Consider the following 15,149-nt stretch of genomic DNA (forward strand, 5'->3'; position numbering starts at 1 on the left):
ACGTTAGGAAATAGTGGCTGCAAACAAAATCCCTTTACAAAAGGATTTAGGTGCAGAAATGGAGAAATACACGAGGTATAGGAGCTTTACATGAGTCTACCACTCATCAACAAGCAGTTCATGAAACAAGGATTGGCGATTACCATTGCAACCATGAAAATGAACGTAACTCACGCAGCTACTGAGCCACAAAAAATACAACAGCTTAGTACAGGTCTAAACGCACTCTTCTTTGATCATGGAGAAAAGGGCGCAGATAGTCGCGTTATGGCGATCGCTTGTTACAGTCTTTGAAATTTATATCCAGTTTAGACATTTGCTCAAAAGTATATGTAAATATGCTTATTGGCTTAAATCCAGTTTTTGTATAACTCGCTTGATTGATGGGAATCATTAGACGAGTTTATTTAGCGGTGGTCATTTGTTAGTTTCCAAGTTTGTAGCTGAGTCGATGCATACTGTTTTTCCAAAAGCGGAAATTTTCAGTAGTGCAATGATATTATTTTGTCTGAAGGTCGCTTTCTCTCATGCAACCTTCAAAGGCTTAGTGTTGGGCATGATGTTGCTTAAACTTGTGACGATAATTGCTATTCAATTGACATTAAAAGTTTTTTCTTGAATTTACTGAAAAGTCTCGGTTTCTAGGGGCTTTTTTGTTTATTGCAGTATTTTGGCATGTGCTTTTAGCACATTAGCAAGGAACGTAAGCGGACCGAGTATGAATGAACAACTCAATGCCACACTGATGTCGTGGGTAAAATTTTTTAATGACCCTTTATGGGACTTTTTGGTTATTTTCTTGCTGGCTGTAGGCGTTTTTTATACGGTCTTAACAGGAGCAGTGCAAATTCGCATGTTCTTGCAAAGTATCCGAGTGATGAAAAGCAGTCGTACAGAAGGCGAAGATGAGCATGGTCTTACACCTTTTCAGGCGTTTGTAACTGGCCTTGCGAGCCGTGTTGGGGTAGGTAATATTGCTGGTGTAGCAATTGCCATCGCAATTGGTGGTCCTGGTGCAGTGTTCTGGATGTGGGTAACAGCTGTTCTTGGTATGAGCTCTGCTTTTATTGAGTCTACGCTTGCTCAACTATTTAAAGTTCGAGATAGTAAGACTAAACAGTTCCGCGGTGGACCAGCCTACTATATTACTCAAGGTTTACGTAGTAAAACCTTTGGTGTGGTCTTCGCACTTGCATTGATCTTTACCTATGGTTTCGTATTCAACTCAGTTCAAATCAATGCGATTGCTAATGCATCATCACATGCTTGGGGTTGGGACAAAGCTAATTTTATTGCTCATTTAGGTGGCGTTGATCTAGAAATTTCATGGGTTGGTCTTGCTCTTGTAGTTTTAGTGGCATTGGCAATTTTTGGTGGTATTAAGCGTATCGCTAAATTTGCAGAGATGTTTGTACCTTTAAAAGCAGGTCTTTATCTATCTGTTGCTCTATATATTGCAATCAGTAACTATGCAATTTTGCCTGATATTTTAAAGCTGATTGTGACTGAAGCTTTCAATTTTAACTCTGCAGCAGGTGGTTTCTTTGGTGCGGCAGTGTCAATGGCAATGATGCAAGGGATTAAGCGTGGTTTATTCTCTAACGAAGCTGGTATGGGTTCTGCACCAAACGCAGCGGCTGCATCTGATGTAAAACATCCTGTAAACCAAGGTTTGGTACAAATGCTCGGTGTATTTGTAGATACTTTCATTGTATGTACAAGTACCGCAATCATTATTTTGGTTTCTGGCGTTTACCAAGATGCAGGTTTTGTCGGTGTTGAATTAACACAGCGTGCCTTAGAAACTCAAGTTGGACATTGGGGCTCAGACTTCCTTGCAGTTCTATTATTCTTATTCTGTTATTCAGCTGTACTAGGTAACTATGCCTATGCAGAAGGTAATGTACAGTTTATTAATAACAATCCGAAAGTCATGTTCATCTTCCGTATTTTTGTATTGGTGATGGTGTACTTCGGTGCAATTGGTAGTGTTCCACTCGTTTGGTCTATGGCTGACTTGTTTATGGGTATCATGGCAACCATTAACTTGATTGCAATCTTACTGTTAACGCCGATGGCACGCACATTGTTGAAAGATTACCGTGAACAATTGAAAAAAGGCATTAAAGAGCCTGAGTTTAAAATTGATAAGTATCCGGAATTGAAAAAGAAAGTTGATTCAGATATCTGGTAAGTTAAAAAAGGCCTCTTATAAATAAGGGGCCTTTTTCATAGGAGATAGATAAAATACTTGAGTCTAAATTTTAAACATGACAAATTAAATAAATTCGATACAGCTTTTCACAAGACTAGCAACTAAAATTGCAATCCGAACTTAAACCTCATAGTGCGAAGATAGGCCATGAAACAGCTTAAATTGTGGGTTCTCGGACTCTCTATGGTGTTGGCAGGATGCCAGACCACTACACACTTGTCTGCTGCTCTAAAACCGCAAACAGCGGAGGCTTATGCTCGCTCTGTCGATCAGCCATTTGCACGAATTAAAAAACAACAAAAACGTCCAGTTGTTGCGCTCGTATTGGGTAGCGGTGGAGCACGAGGTTATGCTCATATAGGCGTCATTGAGGTTTTGGAACAACATGGTATTCGACCAGATTTTATTGTAGGTACCAGTGCCGGTAGTATTGTTGGAGCACTTTATGCCAGTGGTAAAAGTCCTTCTGAATTACGTGATACTGCATTAAAAATGAAAGCTGGCGATGTGCGTGATATTAGTATCGGGCTAAAAGGTTTTTTTGATGGCAAAAAAGTAGAAAACTACGTTAACGAGCAAGTAAACAACATGCCACTCGAAAAAATGAAAATCCCAATGTATGTGGTTGCAACCGAATTAAAGCATGGCACTAAAACTGTGTTTAACTATGGCAATACTGGGCAAGCCGTAAGAGCCTCGGCTTCAATTCCAAGCATGTTTGTACCGACTAAAATCGGTAAATCTGAATATGTCGATGGTGGTTTAGTGAGCCCTGTACCTGTTGAAGTCGCTCGCGATTTAGGTGCTGATGTCATTATTGCTGTTGATATTTTAGCTCAGCCTATTTACACAGAAACCTCGAATGTCTGGGGGCTGTTTAACCAGAATATTAATATTATGCAAGGTCGTCTGGCAGCAGAAGAATTACAATATGCGGATGTTGTTATTCAACCAGATTTAAGAGAAAAAGCCCATATTTTTGATGTGAAAGGCCGTGAAGCTACTATGAAATCCGGTATAGATGCAGCTAATGCAAAACTTTCTGATATTCAATTTGCAATTGATGAAAAAATAGCTGAACAAAATCTATCTACGGATGGTTTGAGCGCACAAACCCAATAATTTAACGTTAATCTTTTGAAAATTAAATAAAAAGCCTCAGCAGGGCTTTTTTTTATGCGAGTTTAAATCCTTAATTTTTGGAATAAAAATTTTTGTATATTAGGTACATGTTGGATATGCTGAAAACTCTGATGACCAATATAAAATATTGATGTCATTTTTAAAAAATAATTGATTTGTAATGTATTGAGGCTGACTAGATAAATGATACAGCAACAGGTTAAAAATGGGTTTCCAACATTAGATGATGTTCATGCTGCCGCAGAGCGTTTGGAAGGTTTAGTCGTAAAAACTCCTTTTGTTTTCTCAGAAACCATTTCTAAAACCTTAGGGGCTGAAATGTGGCTGAAATTTGAAAACTTACAATTTACAGCTTCTTTTAAAGAGCGTGGGGCACTGAATAAACTGTTGTGTTTATCTGACCAAGAAAAACAACATGGTGTTATTGCAGCTTCTGCAGGCAATCATGCGCAAGGCGTAGCCTATCATGCTCAGCGTACAGGTGTAACAGCGACCATCGTGATGCCGAAATCTACACCTAATGTAAAAGTACAGCGAGTGCGTGAATATGGGGCACGAGTGATTTTACATGGACATGATTTTTCTGAAGCGGCGGCTGAAATGCACCGTGTTGCACAAGAAGAATCTTTAACGATTATCCACCCATTCGATGATGCAGAAATTATTGCAGGTCAAGGAACCATTGCGCTTGAAATGCTTGCAGCTGTGCCTGATCTAGACATTTTAGTTGTGCCAATTGGTGGTGGTGGCCTAATTTCTGGTATTGCGATTGCTGCTAAAGCTATAAATCCAAAGATTAAAATTATTGGGGTGCAATCAGTTGTATACCCAAGTATGGCAAAACTACTGTGCAATTATCAGCATGCAGTTTCAATGGGTTCTACAGTTGCTGAAGGTATCGCGGTAAAAACTCCGGGTGAGCTTACGACTCAAGTTGCTAAAGAATATGTTGATGACATTGTCGTTGTCACTGAAGACATGATTGAAGAGGCAATTGCGCTGTTACTCAATATTGAAAAAACGGTGTGTGAAGGGGCAGGTGCAACAGGTATTGCTGCAATTATGTCTCGCCCTGATCTATTTTTAGGCCATAAATTGGGTGTGGTGCTGTCTGGTGGCAATATTGATACACGCGTTATGGTTTCAGTATTACAACGTCATTTAACGCGTACAGGTCGTATGGTCCGTATTCGTGTTGAATTACCGGATAACCCTGGTGCTTTAGCTCGTTTAACAGCAATTATTGCTGAGCAAGGCGGTAATATTTATGAACTACGCCATGAACGCTTTGCAGCGACAAGCCGTGCCAAAGAAAGCGCCGTGAGTGTTGATGTTGAGCTTAAAAGCGCTTCAGACTTAGATTTGCTCATTCAGGCAATGCAGTTGGAAGGTTATATTGTTCGTAAAGAAGAGATTTAATCTCTGATATTGCTGTGTTATAAAAGCCGTATATGGCTCTAGCGAGAGTCATATACAAGGTAATTTAAATGGATTAAATTGCCAAAAAGGGATGAATTTACAAAAAAACGATCAAATCCTTCAATGAAACGAGAAAAACTGACAATTCTCTAAACTTTATCCTTCACAATTTTAAGGTTTAGGTTTTAGTATTCTTCTCATTGTAAATTTGAAGAAATATAAGGATATCCGCACTCAATGTTCAAATCATTTTTTCCATCACCACGATATTTCTTTATATCTGCGGTCATTTGGCTCGCGTTAAATATGGTGCTCTGGTACACAGGCGGAGATCACTGGGGTGAGTATCTCGGCTTTCCTCATGGTTATGCTGAAGCTGAATTACCAGTTGGTGTAAACCGTTTTTGGTCACCTGCTTTTTTATGGTTTTATCTTTGGTTTTTAGTCTCTACCGCTCTCTTTGCTGGCTTTTGGAAAATTATTTCCAATAATCCATGGCAGCGTTGGTCTATATGGGGCTCGGCATTTATTTTGTTTAATATCTGGTTTGCTGTTCAGGTCAGTGTTGCGATTAATGCATGGTATGTGCCATTTTGGGATTTAATTCAAAAAATGCTTTCGAATGGTGGGGGAAATCTTTCGGCACTTTATAGCGAGACCTTAGTGTTTCTTTATATTGCAATGGTGGCTGTAACTCTGGCCGTGATTAATGCTTTTTTTACCAGCCATTATGTATTTCGTTGGCGTACGGCAATGAATGAATATTACACTGAGCACTGGGAGCAACTGCGCCATGTTGAAGGTGCCTCACAGCGTGTACAAGAAGACACGATGCGCTTTGCAACTATTTTGGAAGATTTGGGTGTTGAGCTGGTAAAGGCAATTATTACACTTATTGCTTTTTTACCTATTTTATTCCAACTGTCTAAATACGTTCCTACATTACCCATTATTGGAGAGTTAGATCATTCTTTAGTATGGGCGGCAATAGTCTGGTCAATTTTCGGGACCGTCCTATTAATGGTAGTAGGTGTAAAGTTACCAGGGCTTCAATTTAATAATCAGAAAGTAGAGGCGGCATATCGTAAGGAATTGGTTTACGGTGAAGACCATGTAGATCGGGCAAAACCCGCTACCTTACGTGAGTTATTCAGTAACGTACGTAAAAACTATTTCCGACTTTATTTCCACTATGCATATTTTAATATGACGGCGATTTGGTATGGGCAACTTGATATTTTGTATAACTTGGTTGTCCTTTTCCCATCAATTGCTGCTGGTAAGCTCACATTAGGTTTAATTCAACAAATTGCAAATGTATTTGGACGTGTACGTGAATCTTTCCAATATTTAATTAGTTCATGGAAAACAATTATTGAACTACTTTCGATTTATAAGCGTTTAAAAGCCTTTGAATCGATACTACACAAATAAAAAAAAGCCCGCGAAAGCGGGTTTTTTTATGAGTTTTGGTTTAATGAGTTGCGTTATAAAAGTTGAGAATAGGGCCAACTAAAGACTGTTGCGATTTATCTAAGGTCACTTGAATCTCTTTATAGTTAAACGTGTCTTCGTCGTAATATTTAGCAATGCCATGTGTTTTATTGTTGATTTGGGGAATTTGATAACTAAAAAAAGCTATTTTCTTAGAGGGATGAACAATATTGATCAGTTTTCTAGGGTCTTTATATCCACCAAACTCATTTTCGATACTTTCTTTTAACAGTTCAGGAAAATAAAGCGTTGCGTTTGGTAGCCCACACCCGACACAAAATGAAGAGTCATAAAGTTCTATTGCTTGTTTTTGATCTGGACTCATTATTAGAGCAAAACCAGTTCCATTAGCACCTGCATTTGCCTGCACATCTTGCCAATTTCTAGGCACAAGCACTAACCCTGTTTCCGGTAATGCAAGAAGCTTAAGCTGCTTGGCATGTTGAGCATCAAGCTTAAAATTAAAGCGGCAATTTTTTAGTGTGCATTTTTCAAAATCTTTAAGCAAACCATCATCTGTTGGACTCAGTGCAGTAACACCATAAAATGGCACGGTAATACCATTTAAAAAATTTGCTTCTCCGAGAGCGTAGAACTGGTTATCTGCTTTTCGGGTTGCAGCAGAGCTATAAAACTTTGGAAAATGCGGCGTAAAGCTTTTTACTTCGGCATGTGTAATTGAAGCTGTACTCACTAACGCGACACATAGTAAAAAATATAGTTTTTTCATTTTTAAAAAGTAATCATTTAAATTTTATATCAACCTAGCATATTCTTTTAAACTAGACGGTAACCCAAAATTTTATACTGTTTTTAACTTAATAATAAAAACAGATCTATAGAGACATGAAAAAATGAAAAAAATGCTTTCAATCTGCTGTTTAGCAGTAATGAGTTCTTATAGTTTTGCTCAAGACATAAAAGGCATTTCATTTTCACATCAAGAGTGGGAAATCTCTTGCAGTAATACGGGAGCATGTAAGGCCGCAGGGTATCAAAATGAAGAAAATGGTGATAATCCAGCGTCGCTGCTATTAGTGCGTAAAGCGGGACCAAAGCAACCTGTACAGGCTGAATTTGCTTTATCAGACTATGAGCAAAGCTTGCCTGCAAGTCAGCTTAAAAATATCCACTTTTATGTGAATGGCAAAGATTTAGGCACTGTCACTGTGGATGGTGTCGAGCTGCCATTAATGGGGAAACTGAATAACTCACAGATCAACGCTTTACTCGAGCAGTCAAAGCAGAAAACTGAAATTATATTTAAAAATGCGCAGCATGAATGGACGATTTCCGATGCAGGAATGACTGCTGTGTTGCTAAAAATGGATGATTTTCAGAAGCGTATCGGAACTGTTGGTGCTTTGGTCAAAAAAGGGCCTGCTAATGAATCAAAAGTATTGGCAGCCCAACCCAAATTAATTGTAAAGCATGTCAAAACAGCGGCTAAGCCATATTTGACGTTGCAACCAAAAAGTAAGTCGTATCAATCTGTTTATCATAGTTTAATGTCAGCTCAAACGAACCCAAAAGAAGAAGGATTTTGTGAAGGAATCTATGGTAGTAGTGATGGAGCTGAACCACAAAAAATCGAGTTGTATAAACTGACCAATAAGAAAGTTCTGGCGACCACTCTATGTTGGAGAGGTGCCTATAACGAAGGGTATGGGGTATGGGTACTTGATGAGTCTTTGACTGGTAAAGCAACATTTGTAACTGAGACAGCATCGGATTTTGATAGTGGCATTATTAGCAGTGCTCAAAAGGGAAGAGGTGTTGGAGATTGCTGGGCGAGTGAAGAATGGGTGTGGGATGGTCAAAAGTTTGTACATACGAAAGATATGTGGACAGGCATGTGCAAAGGTTTGGCAGCAGGGGGCGTGTGGGAGCTTGATAAAATTGAGTCTATTGCAAAATAGCTTAGTGGTCGACTAAAAATATTTTTAGGAAAAGAATAAATGATTAAAAGTAAAATAGAGATAGCTTTCTTGGTTGTAGCTGGAATCTTTACTTGTTTTGCCAATCCTGCTTTTGCTGCAACTTTAGATATTTTAGAGTTTAAAAAAGATCAATTGCCCCAAACTGAACAGAACCAAGTTTGTATACAAGTTAAAAATATTTGCGAGCATCCTGATCAATGGCGGGTTTTAAAAACAGCAGATCAGAAATTATGGCTTCTGTCAGGTGGCGATATTATTCAATTTAATCACTCTGCGGCGGGGCTCAAAGTATTGAGACAGTGGCATGTAGATCTTTCTAATCAAAAGGAGGGCACATCTGATGGGCAATTTATTTTTCCCAAGCTTTTTCCTATGACCCAAAACCGTTATGCCATTGCTGTAATCGACTCATTTTCTGAAATGTATTCAGGAGGCGGTGCAAATATTGAGCGTGCTAGTTTTTATGAGTTACAGGAATCAGGCAATGAACGTCCCTTTATTAAAAATTATCCATTTAGTTTTAGTCGGATGATCAGAGCCTGTTTTTCTGAGCAAGACTATGAAAGTTCCAAAGGGAATTGTCATGATGAGGATTCTTTAAGTCTGGATATTCGTCCAATCCAACCGTTATTGTGGCAATTTCGCTATCGTTATAGTTTAGGCGTATCACCAGCCTCAGATTCAGGTGAGAAATCATATAAGGGCAGTAGAAACTTAAATATTGACTTAAATAAAGCACCAGAACAACCGAGCATTCCTGAAACATGGAATTATGCCGGAATGGGTTAAGGATTAAATCAGTTGATAAATTTGAAGAAGTAGACGATTTACAGAGTCATAACAGGTAACACCACTCGCTCTGTGATACAAAGAACAGATTGTTTATTGGAGCTAGACCTATGTCACATCATGTTTATGCGATTGCCCGCCGTAAGTTTTCACATTTGAGCCGTTCAGTTTGTATGGCTGTTGCTGTACTGGGTACAACACAAATTGCGATGGCTGGCCCAACGGTCGATCAGTTGAGTGACTGTTTAGTTAAGGCCACAACCACTTCAGACAAGACCACTGTACTTCAATGGACATTTACGGCTTTAGCTGCTCATCCAGATTTAAAAGCATTTAGTAATGTAACACCTGAGCAAAAAGATCAGTTAGACCAAAAACTGGCACAGGTTTTACAGCGTGTGATTGTGGAGCAATGTTCTACCCAAACTAAAGCTGTGATTCAAGCGGAAGGTGTTAAGGCTGTTGGAGAGGCTTTTCAGCAGTTAGGTCAAAGTGCTGGTGAAGATATTGTGAAAGATCCAGCAGTCAAACAGCAGTTGCAGGGTACATTACGGTATATCGACTTAAATAAATTGGTGACAACGTTTTTAACACCAGAGATTTGGAATAAGTTGGGGATGTTAAGAGGGGAGTAATTTGAAGTTGTCCTCTATGAGGCCTTTAAATAGAGAAAATTAAAAAAAATAGCAGTGCGTATACCTTGTATAAGTAATGCTGTTTGTTAAAATTTGCATTAAATTTTAGTTCATTCTTATAAACCTATGAAAAAAATATTGATTATTCTTTTAGCTACGCTGCTTGCAGGGTGCACTGCTGGTGTTGTGAACCAATCAAAAAAACTAATAGGCCATAAATTATATCAAGATTCAACAGCGAATTTAGCAAGTAATATTCGTATACAACAAGGTCAAAATTTCAGTGTGAGATTATATCCAAATGGATGTATGACCTCGATGCAACCCAAGTTTTTGATGTCACCAGAAGTTGAAAGTATTGGCGCATTAGGTGGTGACATTCGCTACAAACCTAAAACGTTAAATATGCCTTATCCACCTAAAAACGAACAATTTGCTGAATTTAAAATACCAGCAGAACGTTTTATTGCTTTAAGTGCATATAAAAGTTATCACACAGGTGCAGAATTACGTGGTTGTAGTGTAGATGCCATTTATAAGTTTGCTTCAAACAAGAACTATGAACTGCTTGATCATAAAGGTGGTGCTCAATGTTCTTTGGAGGTTCAAGAAATTTTGTCTAATGGTGAAAGAATTGAGCTTAAACCATTAAAGTATTTACGTAATATAAATGAGTGGGCTGGGTGCGATGCGCAGCTTGAAGGGCTCAACTAGGAATATGCTCACTGAATATAGAATAAAATTTGTCTGTACAAGATCAAGCTATCTTGTACAGATTTCATTTGATGCTTTACTTCTCTAAATACTAATCGTTGCACCTAAAACTTTCACAAATTGCGCTAACCAAGCTGGATGTGCAGGCCAAGCAGGCGCAGTCACTAAATGTCCATCTGTAACAGCTTCGGTCACAGCAATATCTGCGTATTGCCCACCTGCTAATTTTACCTCGGCAGCACATGCAGGGTAAGCAGAACACAATCGATCTTTTAGTACGTCTGCCGCAGCAAGTAACTGAGCGCCATGACATACCGCTGCAATTGGTTTTTTCACTCGATCAAACTCACGCACAATTTCGATAACACGTTCATTCATGCGTAAATATTCTGGTGCACGACCACCCGGAATGACTAAGCCTACATAGTCTTCAGTATTAACCGCATTAAAATCATAGTTAATGGCAAAATTGTGACCGCGTTTTTCGCTATAGGTTTGGTCACCTTCAAAGTCATGAATAGCAGTCGCAATATGGTCGCCGTTTTTTTTATTTGGGCAAACAGCATGCACTGTATAGCCTAAACCAGTTAAAAACTGAAAAGGAACCATAGTTTCATAGTCTTCAGCGTAGTCACCGACCAATATTAAAATTTTTTTAGACATGATTTATTTCTCTTTTTAAAATATAGGTTATCTAAATTCTTAATTTAAATTAGCACAGTCACTGTGTCATTTTTTAGAAAAAAAATACATTCTTTAGTCGGAGGATATTTTATAAGTGATATAAAAAAGCCCCGATAAATCGAGACTGCTTAAACTTCCTTAGGTCTTTTCTTATAACTGGCAAGCTTTACCCTGATATTCATAACGGTTTACGACGTATTCTTGACCATTCCATCGATAAATAGCAAAACAAAAACCTGGGCCTCCATTGTCAATATCAGGCCAGCCATCTTTACCTTTGGTTTTCAAAAAGGTGGGTATGCCAGAGTTACTAAATAATTGTTTCCATTTTCCGTCTTTTTGCTGTGAAACGATATAGTAGCCAATCCCAGTATTGCCATAACACATGCTGCTACTATCTTGAATAACGGCATCTTTACGCCCATCACCATTCAAATCTTTATAAATGATAATTTCACCAATATCACAATTGCCTTCCCATACATGTTTTGTTTTTGCAAAGCCTGCTGCTTTAAAAATAGGTGCTACCTCGCTCTTTGGAACTTGAGCAGCTTGAGCAAAAATTGTCGAGTTTATTAACAATAAAGAAGTCGTAATAAGTAATCTATTTGTCATGGTTAACCTGTTGAGTATAGTTTTAGCTTAAAAATTTATTGTGGATTCATTAAGTTTATAAAATAGATAAAAACCCGCTTTAAAGCGGGTTTTCTTTTGAAGTGAGATCAGTTTAACCAATCAATTGTTTCATTAATTCATTGACTTGAGCAGGGTTGGCTTTACCCTTAGATGCTTTCATGACTTGACCTACAAGACCGTTAAAGGCTTTTTCTTTACCAGACTTGTATTCTTCAACCATTTTTTCATTGGCTGCCAGAACTTCTTTAATAATTGCTTCAATCGCACCAGTGTCAGTTTCTTGCTTTAAGCCTTTTTCCGCAATAATGTCATCGGCAGATTTACCTTCCGATTCCCACATAAAGCCAAAGACTTGTTTCGCAATCTTACCGCTAATGGTGTTATCAACAATACGTGCAATCATGGCACCAAGCTGTTCAGCAGAAACAGGAGAGTCAGCAAAATCTAGGTTTGCTTTGTTTAACGCGCCTGAGAATTCGCCCATCACCCAGTTTGCAGATACTTTACCTTGTGCAGCACCGCCCGCAGCAGCCACAACAGCCTCATAGAAGTCTGCCATTTCGCGTGAGAGCGTAAGTACATGTGCATCGTACTCAGTTACACCAAAGTCTGCGATAAAGCGTGCACGGCGTGCAGCAGGTAGCTCTGGAAGCGCAGCACGAGCAGCTTCAATTTGCTCATCTGCAATAATCACTGGTAACAAGTCTGGATCTGGGAAGTAACGGTAGTCATTCGCTTCTTCTTTAGAACGCATTGAACGCGTTTCCATTTTGTTTGGATCGAACAAACGTGTTTCTTGGTCGATGCTTCCGCCGTATTCCAAAATTTCCATTTGGCGTTCAATTTCAACATTGATCGCTTGCTCGATGAAACGGAATGAGTTGAGGTTTTTTAGCTCACAGCGTGTACCAAATGGTTGTCCCGGACGACGTAAAGACACGTTACAGTCTGCACGGAATGAACCTTCAGCCATGTTACCGTCGGAAATACCTAACCAACGCACAAGTGTATGAATTGATTTGATATATGCCACAGCTTCTTCAACTGAACGCATATCTGGTTCAGAAACGATTTCAAGTAACGGTGTGCCAGCACGGTTTAAGTCAATGCCAGACATGCCTTCAAATTGGTCGTGTACAGATTTACCAGCATCTTCTTCAAGGTGAGCACGGGTTACGCCAATACGTTTGGTCGTGCCATCTTCAAGTTGGATGTCAATGTGGCCTAAGCCAACAATCGGGTTATCCATTTGGCTAATTTGATAGCCTTTTGGAGAGTCTGGGTAGAAATAGTTTTTACGTGCAAACACAGATGCTTGATCGATGTATGCATCGATACCTAAACCAAAGCGAATTGCAAGATCAACCACTTTTTCATTCAAAACAGGGAGTACACCTGGCATTGCCAAGTCTACAAGGCTTGCTTGCGTGTTTGGGTCTTGACCAAATTCAGTCGATGAACCAGAGAAAATTTTAGAATTGGTTGCAAGCTGAGTGTGAATCTCGATACCAATAACGACTTCCCAACCGTCAATCAATTTCAACTTTTGAGCTTCAGCCATTATGCATTCTCCTCAGCAATTGCCGCACGTTTGGTGTGCCAGTCAGTGTTTTGTTGGTATTGATGAACAATTGACAACAATTGTGATTCTGACCAGTAGTTACCAATTAACTGTAAGCCGACAGGCAAGCTGTCTTTGTCAAAACCAACAGGAGCATTAATCGCTGGTAAGCCCGCTAAGTTCACTGCAAGTGTATAGATATCACCTAAATACATTTCAGTTGGACTTAAGTTTGCACCAATTTTATAAGCAGTCGTTGGTGCAGAAGGTGCAGCAATCACATCCACATTTTCAAATGCTTTTAAGAAGTCTTGTTGAATTAAACGACGTACTTTTTGTGCTTTCACATAGTAAGCATCGTAATAACCCGCAGAAAGAGCATAAGTACCAATTAAGATACGACGTTGAACTTCTGGACCAAAACCTTCTGAACGTGAACGCTTGTAAAGATCCATTAAGTCAGCTGGGTTTTCACAGCGATAGCCGTAGCGAACACCATCATAACGAGACAAGTTAGAAGATGCTTCTGCTGGTGCGATGAGGTAATACGTTGGAACATAGGCTTCAGTCATATTGAGATCAATCTCAACAAGCGTTGCGCCCATTTCTTCAAGCTTTTTCAAAGACTCTTCAACGCGTGCTTTTACGTCTGCGTCTAAACCTGCAACGTTAAAGTACTGTTTAGGAATACCAATACGTAAGCCTTTTACAGATGTGCCATTTAAGTTCGCAACGTAGTCATCAACTTCTTTTTTAACCGAAGTCGAGTCTTTTGCATCATGGCCTGCAATTACATTCATCAGGTAAGCACAGTCTTCAGCAGAGCGTGCCATTGGACCTGCTTGGTCTAAAGATGATGCATAAGCAATGATCCCGAAACGAGATACACGACCATAGGTTGGTTTTAAGCCTGTTAAGCCACAGAAAGAGGCAGGTTGGCGAATTGAACCACCTGTGTCAGTACCTGTAGCAAAAGGCGCTAAATCAGCTGCTACAGCCGCAGCAGAGCCACCAGATGAACCACCTGGAACACGGTCAAGTGCCCACGGGTTGCTCGTTGCGCCAACATACGAGCTTTCAGAAGTTGAGCCCATCGCAAACTCGTCCATGTTCACTTTACCTAAAGTGACAAGACCAGCTGCTTTAGTTTTTTCAACAACAGTTGCATCGTAAGGAGAGATGAAGTTGTCTAGTATTTTTGAACCGGCAGTCGTTTTAATGCCTTTGGTACAAAAAATATCTTTGTGTGCTAGAGGAATACCCGTTAAAGCAGTTGCATTGCCTGCTTTTAAAGCAGCATCGGCAGCGTCAGCGTCGCGAAGAGCTTGCTCAGGTGTAACCGTCACATAGCTTTTTACCAGTGGGTCAATTTTAGCAATACGTTGCAAATAATGTTCAGTCAGTTCGCGAGATGAAAACTTCGCTTGGCTTAAGCCCTCAGCAAGTTCACGAATTGATAAGCGATGTAAATCAGTCATGAGTAAAATTTCTTTACATTCAAAATAGGGAAGATGGGTTAATTGAGTAAAAGTTATTCAATCACGCGAGGAACAAGATACAAACCATCTTGAGTTGCTGGCGCAACTGCTTGGTACTCATCTCGATGATTGCTTTCAGTTACCACATCAGCACGTAAAGGTTGAGGATTATCAAAAGGACTCTTTAAAGGTTCTACGCCTTCAGTATCAATGCCTTTTAAGGTTTCCATCATGCCTAAAATTTTATTTAGACTTTGAGCATATTCAGCAGATTGCGTATCATTGAGCGACAATCGAGCAAGATTGGCGATTGCTGAAACTGTTTGTGCATTTAAATCTGCTGAATGCTGTGCATCCGATGTAGACATAACATCACCTAATCAGTATTAAAAATTTTCAAAATATCGTGCGTTATAATAAGCGATTGACTTGTTCAAATCA

The 15,149-nt window shown here is 39.4% G+C and carries 16 protein-coding genes; 10 read left to right on the forward strand and 6 right to left on the reverse strand.

Annotation, left to right across the window (positions count from 1 at the left end; all coding sequences use genetic code 11):
• The first annotated feature begins 90 nt into the window (after nt 1-90).
• The 6 genes from ACLBWE_RS14295 (at nt 91) to sbmA (ending at nt 6,211) form a co-directional block, all read left to right on the forward strand.
• Nucleotides 91-294 carry a hypothetical protein gene (locus ACLBWE_RS14295; protein WP_045435369.1) on the forward strand — a complete coding sequence of 68 codons (204 nt, stop codon included), beginning with the start codon at nt 91-93 and terminating at the stop codon, nt 292-294.
• A 184-nt stretch (nt 295-478) separates the two neighbouring features.
• Nucleotides 479-619: a hypothetical protein gene (locus ACLBWE_RS14300; RefSeq protein ID WP_132071758.1), complete on the forward strand. Its 141-nt coding sequence runs from the start codon at nt 479-481 to the stop codon at nt 617-619.
• A gap of 99 nt (nt 620-718) precedes the next feature.
• Nucleotides 719-2,194 (forward strand): alanine/glycine:cation symporter family protein, encoded by a 1,476-nt coding sequence (locus ACLBWE_RS14305; protein ID WP_004639031.1) that lies wholly within the window; start codon nt 719-721, stop codon nt 2,192-2,194.
• 168 nt (nt 2,195-2,362) lie between these two features.
• A complete protein-coding gene (locus ACLBWE_RS14310; RefSeq protein WP_003655311.1) occupies nt 2,363-3,337 on the forward strand; it encodes a patatin-like phospholipase family protein in 975 nt (324 codons plus the stop codon).
• 204 nt (nt 3,338-3,541) lie between these two features.
• Complete coding sequence (locus ACLBWE_RS14315) at nt 3,542-4,777, forward strand: threonine ammonia-lyase (protein WP_004639034.1); 1,236 nt, start codon at nt 3,542-3,544, stop codon at nt 4,775-4,777.
• A 237-nt stretch (nt 4,778-5,014) separates the two neighbouring features.
• Nucleotides 5,015-6,211, forward strand: coding sequence for a peptide antibiotic transporter SbmA (sbmA, locus tag ACLBWE_RS14320; RefSeq protein ID WP_005049987.1), 1,197 nt, complete (start codon nt 5,015-5,017; stop codon nt 6,209-6,211).
• Between the two features lie 40 nt (nt 6,212-6,251).
• Here sbmA and ACLBWE_RS14325 read toward each other — a convergent pair whose 3' ends face one another.
• Nucleotides 6,252-7,001: a DUF4850 domain-containing protein gene (locus ACLBWE_RS14325; protein ID WP_447603650.1), complete on the reverse strand. Its 750-nt coding sequence runs from the start codon at nt 6,999-7,001 to the stop codon at nt 6,252-6,254.
• 124 nt (nt 7,002-7,125) lie between these two features.
• Between ACLBWE_RS14325 and ACLBWE_RS14330 the strand changes: the two genes are divergently transcribed.
• From ACLBWE_RS14330 to ACLBWE_RS14345, 4 genes are all read left to right on the forward strand, one after another.
• A complete protein-coding gene (locus tag ACLBWE_RS14330) occupies nt 7,126-8,190 on the forward strand; it encodes a DUF1176 domain-containing protein (protein ID WP_447603652.1) in 1,065 nt (354 codons plus the stop codon).
• A gap of 39 nt (nt 8,191-8,229) precedes the next feature.
• Nucleotides 8,230-9,000, forward strand: a complete 771-nt coding sequence (locus ACLBWE_RS14335; RefSeq protein WP_447603654.1) for a hypothetical protein — start codon at nt 8,230-8,232, stop codon at nt 8,998-9,000.
• Between the two features lie 110 nt (nt 9,001-9,110).
• Nucleotides 9,111-9,635 carry a hypothetical protein gene (locus tag ACLBWE_RS14340; RefSeq protein WP_447603656.1) on the forward strand — a complete coding sequence of 175 codons (525 nt, stop codon included), beginning with the start codon at nt 9,111-9,113 and terminating at the stop codon, nt 9,633-9,635.
• 126 nt (nt 9,636-9,761) lie between these two features.
• Nucleotides 9,762-10,349, forward strand: coding sequence for a hypothetical protein (locus ACLBWE_RS14345; RefSeq protein ID WP_171252348.1), 588 nt, complete (start codon nt 9,762-9,764; stop codon nt 10,347-10,349).
• 84 nt (nt 10,350-10,433) lie between these two features.
• Here the strand turns inward: ACLBWE_RS14345 and ACLBWE_RS14350 are convergent, their stop codons facing one another.
• The 5 genes from ACLBWE_RS14350 to gatC all read right to left on the reverse strand — a co-directional run bounded on the left by ACLBWE_RS14350 (nt 10,434) and on the right by gatC (nt 15,076).
• The gene (locus ACLBWE_RS14350) at nt 10,434-11,012 is read right to left on the reverse strand and encodes a DJ-1/PfpI family protein (protein ID WP_447603658.1); all 579 of its coding nucleotides are present in this window, start codon (nt 11,010-11,012) and stop codon (nt 10,434-10,436) included.
• Between the two features lie 171 nt (nt 11,013-11,183).
• Nucleotides 11,184-11,648 (reverse strand): hypothetical protein, encoded by a 465-nt coding sequence (locus ACLBWE_RS14355; protein WP_447603660.1) that lies wholly within the window; start codon nt 11,646-11,648, stop codon nt 11,184-11,186.
• A 112-nt stretch (nt 11,649-11,760) separates the two neighbouring features.
• On the reverse strand, nt 11,761-13,230 hold the full coding sequence (gene gatB / locus ACLBWE_RS14360; RefSeq protein ID WP_447603662.1) for an Asp-tRNA(Asn)/Glu-tRNA(Gln) amidotransferase subunit GatB: 1,470 nt from the start codon (nt 13,228-13,230) through the stop codon (nt 11,761-11,763).
• Complete coding sequence (gene gatA, locus ACLBWE_RS14365; RefSeq protein WP_447603664.1) at nt 13,230-14,708, reverse strand: Asp-tRNA(Asn)/Glu-tRNA(Gln) amidotransferase subunit GatA; 1,479 nt, start codon at nt 14,706-14,708, stop codon at nt 13,230-13,232. Before gatA ends, gatB begins: the two co-directional genes overlap by 1 nt.
• A 53-nt stretch (nt 14,709-14,761) precedes the next feature.
• Nucleotides 14,762-15,076 carry an Asp-tRNA(Asn)/Glu-tRNA(Gln) amidotransferase subunit GatC gene (gene gatC, locus ACLBWE_RS14370; protein ID WP_000107699.1) on the reverse strand — a complete coding sequence of 105 codons (315 nt, stop codon included), beginning with the start codon at nt 15,074-15,076 and terminating at the stop codon, nt 14,762-14,764.
• Nucleotides 15,077-15,149: the final 73 nt, after the last annotated feature.

The sequence above is a fragment of the Acinetobacter sp. M5A5_2a genome, assembly GCF_053345265.1.

What these genes read in the sequence shown, in the direction of transcription:
- ACLBWE_RS14295 (WP_045435369.1), top strand. Translation starts at nt 91, where the DNA reads ATGAGTCTACCACTCATCAACAAGCAGTTCATGAAACAAGGATTGGCG.
- ACLBWE_RS14305 (WP_004639031.1), top strand. Translation starts at nt 719, where the DNA reads ATGAATGAACAACTCAATGCCACACTGATGTCGTGGGTAAAATTTTTT.
- ACLBWE_RS14310 (WP_003655311.1), top strand. Translation starts at nt 2,363, where the DNA reads ATGAAACAGCTTAAATTGTGGGTTCTCGGACTCTCTATGGTGTTGGCA.
- ACLBWE_RS14315 (WP_004639034.1), top strand. Translation starts at nt 3,542, where the DNA reads ATGATACAGCAACAGGTTAAAAATGGGTTTCCAACATTAGATGATGTT.
- sbmA (WP_005049987.1), top strand. Translation starts at nt 5,015, where the DNA reads ATGTTCAAATCATTTTTTCCATCACCACGATATTTCTTTATATCTGCG.
- ACLBWE_RS14325 (WP_447603650.1), bottom strand. Translation starts at nt 7,001, where the DNA reads ATGAAAAAACTATATTTTTTACTATGTGTCGCGTTAGTGAGTACAGCT.
- ACLBWE_RS14330 (WP_447603652.1), top strand. Translation starts at nt 7,126, where the DNA reads ATGAAAAAAATGCTTTCAATCTGCTGTTTAGCAGTAATGAGTTCTTAT.
- ACLBWE_RS14335 (WP_447603654.1), top strand. Translation starts at nt 8,230, where the DNA reads ATGATTAAAAGTAAAATAGAGATAGCTTTCTTGGTTGTAGCTGGAATC.
- ACLBWE_RS14340 (WP_447603656.1), top strand. Translation starts at nt 9,111, where the DNA reads ATGTCACATCATGTTTATGCGATTGCCCGCCGTAAGTTTTCACATTTG.
- ACLBWE_RS14345 (WP_171252348.1), top strand. Translation starts at nt 9,762, where the DNA reads ATGAAAAAAATATTGATTATTCTTTTAGCTACGCTGCTTGCAGGGTGC.
- ACLBWE_RS14350 (WP_447603658.1), bottom strand. Translation starts at nt 11,012, where the DNA reads ATGTCTAAAAAAATTTTAATATTGGTCGGTGACTACGCTGAAGACTAT.
- ACLBWE_RS14355 (WP_447603660.1), bottom strand. Translation starts at nt 11,648, where the DNA reads ATGACAAATAGATTACTTATTACGACTTCTTTATTGTTAATAAACTCG.
- gatB (WP_447603662.1), bottom strand. Translation starts at nt 13,230, where the DNA reads ATGGCTGAAGCTCAAAAGTTGAAATTGATTGACGGTTGGGAAGTCGTT.
- gatA (WP_447603664.1), bottom strand. Translation starts at nt 14,708, where the DNA reads ATGACTGATTTACATCGCTTATCAATTCGTGAACTTGCTGAGGGCTTA.
- gatC (WP_000107699.1), bottom strand. Translation starts at nt 15,076, where the DNA reads ATGTCTACATCGGATGCACAGCATTCAGCAGATTTAAATGCACAAACA.